Here is an 11,985-nt window from a genome sequence, read left to right as displayed (position 1 = left end):
CGCTCCTGGTGGTTCCGGTGTGGTGTTCGTGTTTCCGGGTCAGGGGGCGCAGTGGGTGGGGATGGCGTTGGGGTTGTTGTCGGAGTCGGTGGTGTTCGCGGAGTGGATGGGGCGGTGTGGGGCGGCGTTGGAGCCGTTTGTGGGGTGGTCGTTGGTGGAGGTGTTGGGTGATGAGGAGGCGTTGGGTCGGGTTGATGTGGTGCAGCCGGTGTTGTGGGCGGTGATGGTGTCGTTGGCGGGGTTGTGGCGGTCGGTGGGGGTGGAGCCGGTTGCGGTGGTGGGTCATTCGCAGGGGGAGATCGCGGCGGCGTGTGTGGTGGGTGGGTTGTCGTTGGAGGATGGTGCGCGGGTGGTGGCGGGGCGTAGTGCGGTGATTGCGTCGTCGTTGGCGGGTGGGGGTGGGATGTTGTCGGTTGCTTTGCCGGTGGGTGTGGTGGAGGGGCGTTTGGGTGGGGGGTTGTCGGTTGCTGCGGTGAATGGTCCGTCGTCGGTGGTGGTGGCGGGTGGGGTGGAGGCGTTGGGTGTGTTGGAGGAGGAGTTGCGTGGGGAGGGGGTGCGGGTTCGTCGGGTGGCGGTGGATTATGCGTCGCATTCGGTTGAGGTGGAGGGGGTGGAGGGTGAGTTGGCGGGGGTGTTGGCGGGTGTGTCGGGTGTGTCGTCGGGGGTGCCGTTTTATTCGACGGTGACGGGTGGGGTGGTGGACACGGCGTTGTTGGACGGGGGGTATTGGTATCGGAATCTGCGGGAGCGGGTGCGTTTTGAGGAGGTGACGCGGGTTCTGTTGGGTGAGGGTCGGCGGGTGTTCGTGGAGATGAGTCCGCATCCGGTGTTGGGTTTTGTGGTGGCGGAGTCGATGGGTGCGGTGGGTGTGGATGGTGTGGTGGTGGGGTCGTTGCGTCGTGGTGAGGGGGGTCTGGAGCGGTTCTTGCGGTCGGTGGGCGAGGTGTTCGTGGGGGGTGTCGACGTCGATTGGGAGGCGGCGTTCGACGTGCGGGGAGCGCGGCGCACGGAACTGCCGACGTATCCCTTCCAGCACCAGCGCTACTGGCTCGACGCCAACGACACGCCCGCCGTCGAGGCCGACCCCGTCGACACCGCCTTCTGGGCCGCGATCGAGGCCGGTGACAGTGACACCCTGGCCGACGACCTCCAGCTCAGGCCTGCCGTACTCGACGAAGTCCTGCCCGCGCTCTCGTCCTGGCGACGCCGCCGACGGGAACGGTCCGTCGTCGACGGATGGCGCTACCACCTCGGCTGGGACCGGATCGACACCACCGCCACCCTCTCCGGCACCTGGCTCATAGCCACCGGCGCCGACAGCGGCCCGCTCGCCGACGCCGTCACCACCGGTCTCACCGAGCGCGGCGCGCAGACCGTGCGCATCGAGATCGACACCGAGCACACGAACCGCGAGACGCTCGCCGCCGGCCTGCCCGACCAGCCTTTCGCGGGCATCGTGTCGCTCCTGGCCCTCGACGGCCGGCCGCACCCCGTCCACACCAGCTGGTCGCGCGGCACGATCGCCACCGTGACCCTCGTCCAGGCCCTCGGCGACGCCGACATCGAGGCGCCCCTGTGGGCGGTCACCTCCGGCGGCGTCGCCGTAGCGGACCCCGCAGAGCTGACCGACGTCTCCCAGCACGTCATGTGGGGCATCGGCACCGTCCTGGCACTCGACCACCCCCGGACCTGGGGCGGCCTCGTCGACCTGCCCCCCGGCGCCGACGAACCCGACCCGCACACCCTCGACCTGCTGTGCGCCGCCCTCTCCGGAGCCGACGACGAGGACCAACTCGCCGTCCGCCCCGACGGCCTGCACGCCCGCCGCATGCGCCGCGCCCCGCTGGACGGCGCCCCGGCCCCCAAGCCCTGGACCCCCCGCGGCACCGTCCTCATCACCGGTGGCACCGGCGGCACAGGAGCCCACGTCGCCCGCCGACTGGCCGAGCTCGGCGCCGAACATCTGGTGCTGACCAGCCGCCGCGGCCCCGACGCCCCCGGCGCCGGCGAACTCCGCACCGAACTCGAGGCCCACGGCGCCCGGGTCACCATCACCGCCTGCGACATCGGCGACCGTGACACGGTCGCCGCCCTCCTCGACGCCGTCCCCGCCGAACTGCCGCTGACCGCCGTCCTGCACCTCGCCGGCGCGCCCCAGACCGAATCACCCCTGTCCGGGCTCACGGTCGAGCAGTTCGCCGAGATGGGCCGCGCCAAGATCGACGGCGCCCGTCACCTGGACGACCTGCTCCACGACCGCGAACTCGACGCCTTCGTCCTCTTCTCCTCCGGCGCCACCGCCTGGGGCAGCAACGGCCTGACTTCGTACGCCGGAGCCAACGCCTACCTCGACGCGCTGGCCCACCACCGACGCGCCCGCGGACTGACCGCCACCTCCGTCGCCTGGGGCGCGTGGGGCGGCGGCGGCATGGTCGACGCCTCGATGGCGGGGGAGTTCGCCAAACTGGGCCTCTCCCTGATGGAACCCCACCTCGGCGTGGCCGCACTCGTGCAGGCCGTCGAGCACGACGAGACCCACGTGGTCGTCGCCGGCATCGACTGGACCCGCTTCGCCCCGGCCTTCACCCTCAGCCGTCCCCGGCCCCTGCTGCGCGGCCTGCCCGAGGTGACCGAACTCCTCGCCGGCGCCACCGAGGACCGGCCCGGCGCCGACGCCTCCGCCCTGCGTGCCGAACTCCTGGAACTCGCACCCGCCGAACAGGAACACCTGCTGGTGAGCCTGGTGCGGACCGAGGCCGGCGCCGTCCTGGGCCACACCGACGCCGAAGGCGTCCAGGAGGACAGGGCGTTCAAGGAGATCGGGTTCGACTCGGTCACCGCGGTCGAACTGCGCAACCGTCTCAACGCCGCCACACAGCTGCGCCTGCCCGCCACCCTCGTCTTCGACTACCCGAACCCCAGGGCGCTGGCCGACCACCTCCGCGCGGAACTCGTCGGCGACGCCGCCGCGGCCCTGCCCGCCGCCGCACCGTCACCGTCCCCCACGACCGACGACCCGATCGCGATCGTCTCCATGGGCTGCCGCCTCCCCGGCGGCGTCACCTCGCCCGAGGACCTGTGGACCCTGCTGGCCGAGGGCCGCGACGCGCTCGTCGGCTTCCCGGCCGACCGCGGATGGGACCTGGACGGACTGTTCTCCGACGACCCGGACGCCCCCGGCACGACCTACGTCCGCAAGGGCGGCTTCCTGCACGGCGTCGCCGACTTCGACGCCGGGTTCTTCGGCATCAACCCCCGTGAGGCGCTGGCGATGGACCCGCAGCAGCGGCTGCTGCTGGAGACCTCCTGGGAGGTCTTCGAGCGGGCGGGCATCGACCCGACGACACTGCGGGGCAAGGACGTCGGCGTCTTCACCGGCATGGGAGCGCAGGACTACACCCCGCGCCTCGGCGGCGGCGCCGAAGGCACCGAGGGCTATGCCCTGACCGGCAGCGCCGGCAGCGTCGCCTCCGGCCGCGTGTCGTACGTCCTGGGCCTCGAGGGACCCGCGCTCACCATCGACACGGCATGCTCGTCCTCACTGGTGGCGATGCACTCCGCGATGCAGGCCCTGCGCAGCGGAGAGTGCTCGCTCGCCCTGGCCGGCGGCGTGGCCGTGATGTCCAGCCCCGGCGTCTTCGTCGAGTTCTCACGGCAGCGGGGCCTGGCGCCGGACGGACGCTGCAAGGCCTTCGCCGAGGGCGCGGACGGCACCGGCTGGGCCGAGGGAGTGGGTCTGGTCCTGCTGGAGCGTCTGTCGGACGCTCGTCGCAACGGCCATGAGGTGCTGGCCCTGGTGCGGGGCAGCGCGGTCAACCAGGACGGCGCGTCCAACGGTCTGACCGCTCCGAACGGTCCTTCCCAGCAGCGGGTGATCCGTCAGGCGCTGGCGAACGCCGGTCTGTCGGCGGCCGACGTCGACGCGGTGGAGGCGCACGGTACGGGTACGTCGTTGGGTGATCCGATCGAGGCGCAGGCGTTGATCGCGACCTACGGTCAGGAGCGCCCCGCAGACGACCGCCCCCTGCTCCTCGGCGCCCTGAAGTCGAACCTCGGGCACACGGGAGCCACCGCGGGTGTGGCGGGTGTGATCAAGATGGTGCAGGCGATGCGGCACGGCATGCTGCCGAAGACACTGCACGTGGACGAGCCGTCATCGGCCGTGGACTGGTCGGCCGGTGCGGTGGAACTGCTGACCGAAGCCAGGGAGTGGCCGACGGCATCGGACCGTCCTCGGCGCGCCGGTGTGTCGGCGTTCGGGATCAGTGGGACGAATGCGCACGTGATCCTGGAGGCCGTCGAGACGGGGTCTTCGGTGGAGGGTGCGGTGGCGCCGGGTGGTGGGGCGCCTGCTGATGTGGTGCCGTTGGTGGTGTCGGGCAGGTCGGTGGAGGCGGTGCGCGACCAGGCGGCGCGGCTGGCCGGTTTCCTGGAGGAGCGGCCCGGCCTGGATCTGACGGATGTGGCGTTCTCGCTGGCGACGTCTCGTGCGCATTTCGATCATCGTGCTGTGGTGGTGGCGGGTTCGGTGGGCGAGGCGCGGGAGCATCTCGTGTCGGTGGATCCGCAGAGTGTGGTCGCGGGCCGTCTGGGTGTGCTGTTCACGGGTCAGGGGTCGCAGCGCGTCGGGATGGGGCGGGAGTTGTATGCCGCGTTCCCGGTGTTCGCGCAGGCTTTCAACGAGGTGTGCGCGGTCGTCGACGAGGGTCTGGGCTGTTCGCTGAAGGATCTGGTCTTCGGCGATGAGCCGGTGTTGTTGCAGGAGACGCGGTTTGCGCAGCCGGCGCTGTTCGCCGTCGAGGTGGCGTTGTTCCGGTTGGCGGAGTCGTGGGGTGTGCGTCCCGACTATGTGGCGGGTCATTCGGTCGGTGAGGTGACGGCTGCGTTCGTGGCGGGTGTGTGGTCGTTGGAGGATGCGGCGGCTCTGGTGGTGGCGCGGGGTCGGTTGATGCAGGCTCTGCCGTCGGGTGGGGTGATGTTCGCGGTCGAGGCGGCGGAGGACGAGGTCGGGCCTTTGCTGGGCGAGGGTGTGAGTGTCGCGGCGGTGAACGGGCCGACGTCGCTGGTGTTGTCGGGCGCCGAGGACGCCGTCGCGGCTGTGGTGGCCCGTCTGGGGGATCGTCGGGTCAAGCGGTTGCGGGTCTCGCACGCGTTCCATTCGGCGTTGATGGATCCGATGTTGGAGGAATTCCGCCAGGTCGCGGCCGCACTCGCCTATCACGAGCCGGTCGTCCCGGTCGTGTCGAATCTGACCGGTGAAGTGGCGGAGGCGGGCCGGTTGTGCACGCCGGAGTACTGGGTGGAGCACGTGCGGGGCACGGTCCGGTTCCACGACGGTGTCGAGGCGCTGCGAAAGCAGAAGGTGTCGACGTTCTTGGAGTTGGGTCCTGACGGTGTGCTGTCGGGGATGGTGGCCGGGGATTGCGTGCCTTCCCTGCGGCGGGACATGCCGGAGGATCGCGCGCTGATGTATGCCCTGGGGCAGTTGCATGTCCGGGGTGTGCGGGTGGACTGGGAGGAGGTGTTCGCCGGGACGGGAGCCCGGCGGGTGGACCTGCCCACCTACGCCTTCCAACACCAGCGCTACTGGCTGGCCGCCACCGCTTCGACTACTGACGTGTCGCTGGGACACCCGCTGCTCAGCGCGGTGATGGCAGTTCCGGAGACCGGAGGCGTGCTGTGCACCGGACGGTTGTCGCGCAAGGCTCAGCCATGGCTGGTCGAGGACTCCGTGCCGGACACGGGCATGGGCACGGGCATGGTGCCGGGAGCCGCGCTGGTCGAACTGGCCATCCGCGCAGGCGATGAGGTCGGCGCCGGCACCCTGCGTGAGCTGACGATCGAGACACCGATCGTGCTGCCGCCCACGGGAGCCCTTCGTGCGCAGGTCTCCGTCGGAGGCGCAGACGACGAGGGGCACCGTACGGTGAGCGTGTACACCCGCGTCGAACAGGGCGACGAGTCCTGGACCCGCCACGCCGTCGGCAGGCTGACGCCCTCCGGCGCGGCTCCGGTGCCAAGCGTTGACGCGGCCGCTCAGGATGAGGGTGTCGAGCTCGCCCTGGACGAGGAACTCGCCCCCGACGCAGCGCACTTCGGCCTGCACCCGGTGCTTCTGGAGGCCGCGGCACGTGCGACCGGGCGCTCCGGTCTGTCCGCGGAGTGGCGTGGCGTGACCTTGTACGCCACCGGTGCCGCGGCCGTCCGGATCCGGGTGACACCGGCCGAGAGCGGCTCCGACGCGTCGCGCCTGGACATCTTCGATGCCGGTGGCGAAGGCGCGTTGATCGCCTCGGTGGAGTCGCTTGTGTTGCGGGCGGTTTCCGAGGAGCAGTTGAGGGTGTCCGGCGGCGCCGGTGGTGGTGATGCGTTGTTCCGGGTGGAGTGGTCGCCTCTGGCGGTGCGTGCTGATGCGGATGTGGACGGCGTCGGCGAGGTGGAGTTGCTGGAGGTGGAGTCGGCTTCGCTCGGTGCCGAGGACGTCCGCCGGGTTACTGCCGATGTGCTGTCTGCGGTGCAGTCGTTCTTGGCGTCTGCGTCTGCGTCTGCGTCTGCGTCTGCGGGTTCGGGTTGTTTGGTGGTGGTGACGCGGGGTGCGGTGGAGGTTGGTGTCGGTGGTGGGTCTGGTGGGGTGGATCCGGTGGGGGCTGCGGTGTGGGGGTTGGTGCGTTCGGCGCAGGTGGAGGATCCGGGTCGGGTGGTGTTGGTGGATGTGGCGGTGGGTGAGTCGGTGCCGGTGGGTGGGGTGTTGGCGGGTGTGGTGGCTTCGGGTGAGTCGCAGGTGGCGGTGCGTTCGGGTGGGGTGTTCGTGCCGCGGTTGGCGCGTGTTGCGGTCCCGTCGTCGGGTGCCTCGTCCGGTGAGGCGTCCGGTGCGGCGTCCGGTGGTGGTGGGGTGTTCCGGTCGGGTGGGTCGGTGTTGGTGACGGGTGGTACGGGCACGTTGGGTGCGGTGGTGGCTCGGCATCTGGTGGCGGTGCATGGGGTGCGCAGTCTGGTGTTGACGAGTCGGCGTGGGTTGCAGGCTCCGGGGGCGCTGGCGTTGAAGGCGGAGTTGGAGCGGGCTGGTGCGGATGTGGTGGTGGCGGCGTGTGATGTGGCCGACCGTGAGGCGTTGGCCGGGGTGTTGAGGGAGGTGCCTGTTGATGCTCCGTTGTCGGGGGTGGTGCATACGGCTGGTGTGTTGGACGACGGTGTGTTCGGGTCGTTGACGGCGGAGCGGTTGGCTGGGGTGTTGCGTCCGAAGGTGGATGCGGTGTTGGCGTTGCATGAGGTGACGCGGGGTCTGGATCTGGATGCCTTCGTTGTGTATTCCTCGGCTTCGGGTGTGCTGGGTGGTCCGGGGCAGGGCAACTATTCGGCGGCGAACGCGTTCCTGGACGCGTTTGCTCTGTGGCGTCGGGCGCAGGGTTTGCCGGCGGTGTCACTTGCCTGGGGTCTGTGGGGTGCGTCGAGTGCGATGACGGGGTCGTTGGGGGAGTCCGATCAGGCTCGTATGAGCCGTGGTGGTATTCGTCCGTTGTCCGTCGAGGAGGGCATGGCGCTCTTCGATGTCGGCCTGGTTGCTGGTGAGCCGGTGCTGGTGCCGGTCAAGTTCGACTTCGCGGCGCTCGCTGAGCAGGCGGCGGCCGGCGAGGTGCCGGCCATGTTGCGGGGCCTGGTCCGCAAGCCACGGCGGACCGTCCGTATCGGTGTCGCCGGCGGCATCGGCAACGTGGCCGGGGAGTCCTTGGCCGACCGGCTGGCGAAGATGCCGCAGTCCGAGCGGCAGCGGGCCCTGCTCGACCTGGTCAGCGCGGACGTCGCAACCGTACTGGGCCGCCGCGGCCGGGACGCCGTCGCGCCGGACCGTGCCTTCAAGGACCTCGGCTTCGACTCGCTCACAGGTGTGGAGCTGCGCAACCGCCTCACGGCGGCCACGGGGCTCCAGCTTCCCGCCTCGGCGGTGTTCGACTACCCGACGCCGGCCGCACTCGCCGACGTCCTGCTGGAGCAACTGGGCGTCTCGCCGATGTCCGTGCTCGCCGAACTGGACCGACTCGAAGCGGCGTTGAGCAGTACGTCCCTGGACGACGCCGTCATGGTCCAGATGGCCAAGCGCCTGCAAACCCTCGCGACCCGGTATGCGGCGTCCGGTGCCCCGGCGGAGGACGAGAGGGATTTCGACCTCGATTCCGCCTCCGACGACGAACTCTTCAGCTTCGCGGAGAACGAGCTCGGGTCTTCCTGACAGCGGCGCCGGCCCCCCACACCTGTTGAGCAGAAGGACTTTCGATGAGCACGAACGACGACAAGCTGCGCGACTACCTCAAGCGAGCCCTCGCCGATCTCAGCCAGGCGCGCAAGCGGTTGCGCGAGGTCGAATCCGAGAAGACGGACCCGATCGCGATCGTCGCCATGGGCTGCCGTCTCCCGGGAGGCGTGTCCTCGCCCGAGGACCTGTGGGAGCTGGTCGCAGCGGGAACCGACGGCATCTCGCCCTTCCCGACCGACCGCGGCTGGGACGTGAACGGGCTGTTCGACCCCGACCCCGAGCGCCCCGGGAAGTCGTACGTGAAGGAAGGCGGCTTCGTCACCGACGCAGCTGAGTTCGACGCGGCCTTCTTCGGGATCAGTCCGCGTGAGGCGCTGGCGATGGACCCGCAGCAGCGGCTGCTGCTGGAGACGTCGTGGGAGGTCTTCGAGCGGGCGGGCATCGACCCGACCTCGCTGCGCGGCCGCAACGTGGGCGTCTTCGCCGGGACCAAGCCCCAGGACTACATCCCCAGCCTTGAGGGCGGGGCGTCCAGCACCGAGGGGTACGCCCTGACCGGCAGCGCCGGCGCGGTCACCTCCGGCCGTGTCTCGTACACGTTCGGCTTCGAGGGCCCCGCCGTCTCCATCGACACCGCCTGCTCCTCCGCGCTGGTCGCCATCCACCTGGCGGCGCAGGCCCTGCGCAGCGGTGAGTGCTCGCTCGCGCTGGCCGGTGGTGTGTCCGTGATGGCCACGCCGGGTGCGTTCGTCGCGTTCTCGCGGCAGCGGGGCCTGGCGACGGATGCCCGCTGCAAGGCGTTCGCGGCGGGCGCGGACGGTACGTCGTGGGCCGAGGGCGTGGGCCTGCTCTTGCTGGAGCGGCTGTCGGACGCGCGGCGCAACGGCCACGACGTCCTGGCGCTCGTGCGCGGCAGCGCGGTGAACCAGGACGGTGCGTCCAACGGTCTCACCGCACCCAACGGTCCCTCGCAGCGACGTGTCATCCGCCAGGCGCTCACCAACTCCGGACTGCTCGCCACGGACGTCGACGCGGTGGAGGCGCACGGTACGGGTACGTCGCTCGGTGATCCCATCGAGGCGCAGGCGTTGATCGCGACGTACGGGCAAGGCCGCCCGGCGGACCGGCCGTTGTGGCTCGGCTCGGTGAAGTCGAACCTCGGTCACACCCAGGCCACCGCGGGTGTGGCGGGTGTGATCAAGATGGTGCAGGCGATGCGGCACGGTGTGCTGCCGAAGACGCTGCATGTGGACGAACCGTCGCCGAAGGTGGACTGGTCGGCGGGTGCTGTGGAACTGCTGACCGAAGCCAGGGAGTGGCCGACGGCATCGGACCGTCCTCGGCGCGCCGGTGTGTCGGCGTTCGGGATCAGTGGGACGAATGCGCACGTGATCCTGGAGGCCGTCGAGACGGGGTCTTCGGTGGAGGGTGCGGTGGCGCCGGGTGGTGGGGCGCCTGCTGATGTGGTGCCGTTGGTGGTGTCGGGCAGGTCGGTGGAGGCGGTGCGCGACCAGGCGGCGCGGCTGGCCGGTTTCCTGGAGGAGCGGCCCGGCCTGGATCTCACGGACGTGGCGTTCTCGCTGGCTACGACCCGTGCGCATTTCGATCATCGTGCTGTGGTGGTGGCGGGTTCGGTGGGGGAGGCGCGGGAGCATCTCGGGTCGGTGGATCCGCAGAGTGTGGTCGCGGGCCGTCTGGGTGTGCTGTTCACGGGTCAGGGGTCGCAGCGGGTCGGGATGGGGCGTGAACTGCACGCTGTTTTCCCGGTGTTCGCGGAGGCTTTCGACGAGGTGTGCGCGGCCGTGGACAAGGAGCTCGGTCGCTCGCTCAAGCATCTGGTCTTCGAGGGCGGGGACCTGCTGGACGAGACGCGGTTTGCGCAGCCGGCGCTGTTCGCCGTCGAGGTGGCGTTGTTCCGGTTGGTGGAGTCGTGGGGTGTGCGTCCCGACTTTGTGACGGGTCATTCGGTCGGTGAGGTGACGGCTGCGTTCGTTGCGGGTGTGTGGTCGTTGGAGGATGCGGCGGCTCTGGTGGTGGCGCGGGGTCGGTTGATGCAGGCTCTGCCGTCGGGTGGGGTGATGTTCGCGGTCGAGGCGGCGGAGGACGAGGTCGGGCCTTTGCTGGGCGAGGGTGTGAGTGTCGCGGCGGTGAACGGGCCGACGTCGCTGGTGCTGTCGGGCGCCGAGGACGCCGTCACGGAGGTGGTGGCCCGCTTGGGGGATCGTCGGGTCAAGCGGTTGCGGGTCTCGCACGCGTTTCATTCGTCGTTGATGGATCCGATGTTGGAGGAGTTCCGTCGGGTCGCGGCGGGGTTGACGTTTCACGAGCCGGTTGTGCCGGTGGTGTCGAATCTGACCGGTGAAGTGGCGGAGGCGGGCCGGTTGTGCACGCCGGAGTACTGGGTGGAGCACGTGCGGGGCACGGTCCGGTTCCACGACGGTGTCGAGGCGCTGCGAAAGCAGAAGGTGTCGACGTTCTTGGAGTTGGGTCCTGACGGTGTGCTGTCGGGGATGGTGGCCGGGGATTGCGTGCCTTCTCTGCGGCGGGACATGCCGGAGGACCGGGCGCTGATGTATGCCCTGGGGCAGTTGCACGCCCGGGGTGTGCGGGTGGACTGGGAGAAGGTGTTCGCCGGGACCGGAGCCCGCCGGGTGGACCTGCCCACCTACGCCTTCCAGCGGCAGCGGTTCTGGCTGAACCCGGTGGCGTCCGGCGGAGACCCGGCTCTGGCCGCCGGACACCCGCTGCTCGACATCGTGGTGGGTGTGCCCGAGACGGGTGGTGTCGTTGCCACAGGTCGCTTGTCACTGGCGGCGCAGCCGTGGTTGGCGGACCACGCGGTGTCCGGTGTGGTGTTGCTGCCGGGCGCCGCCCTCGTGGAGCTGGCTGTACGCGCGGGTGATGAGGTTGGCGCCGGGATGCTGCGCGAGCTGGTGATCGAGGCTCCGCTGGCGGTTCCCGACGAGGGTGCGGTACGGGTGCAGGTCTCGGTCGGTGAGGACACCGGCAGTGGAGTCCGGCCGGTCGCGGTGTACTCGCGGGCTGATGACGCCGATGTGGACTCTGCCTGGGTACGCCATGCAAGTGGGCAGCTTGGCGAGGATGCATCCGCCGCGGCCGGCGCGGGGCTGAGCATATGGCCGCCGGAGGGTGCGGTGGCTGTGGACGTGTCGCACCTGTACGAGGAACTGGCCGCCCGTGGTTATGGGTACGGGCCGGTGTTCCAGGGACTGCGTGCGGTGTGGCGCAGGGACGACGAGGTGTTCGCCGAGGTCGCGTTGCCGTCGGGAGAAGTGGAATCGGCTGCGGGCTTCGGTCTGCACCCGGCGCTGCTGGACGCCGCGCTGCACGCAGGCGCCTTCTCCGGTGCGCGCGAGTCCGACGGCGATGGGTTGTTCCTGCCGTTCGCGTGGAGTGGTGTGGCTCTTCATGCTTCGGGTGCGTCGTCGTTGCGTGTGCGGCTGACGTCGACGGGGGCGGAGTCGCTGTCGCTGGACCTGGCCGACGGCGAGGGTGCTCCGGTGGCCTCGGTGGAGTCGCTTGTGTTGCGGGCGGTTTCCGAGGAGCAGTTGAGGGTGTCCGGCGGCGCCGGTGGTGGTGATGCGTTGTTCCGGGTGGAGTGGTCGCCTCTGGCGGTGCGTGCTGAGGCGGATGTGGACGGCGTCGGCGAGGTGGAGTTGCTGGAGGTGGAGTCGGCTTCGCTCGGTGCCGAGGACGTCCGCCGGGTTACTGCT

At 70.3% G+C, this 11,985-nt stretch carries 1 protein-coding gene and 1 pseudogene; both read left to right on the top strand.

From position 1 onward, the window contains the following. Positions 1–8,227, top strand: an 8,227-nt coding sequence (locus tag Sri02f_RS40700) for an SDR family NAD(P)-dependent oxidoreductase (RefSeq protein WP_445009696.1), incomplete at its 5' end; no start/stop codon positions are given. Positions 8,228–8,274: 47 nt separating this feature from the next. Further along, positions 8,275–11,985: pseudogene (locus Sri02f_RS40695) on the top strand (type I polyketide synthase); the annotation flags it as partial.

This window comes from Streptomyces rishiriensis, from assembly GCF_003112535.1.
In the GTDB taxonomy this organism is placed as follows: domain Bacteria; phylum Actinomycetota; class Actinomycetes; order Streptomycetales; family Streptomycetaceae; genus Streptomyces; species Streptomyces rishiriensis.
This window is presented reverse-complemented; position numbering and strand designations above follow the sequence as displayed.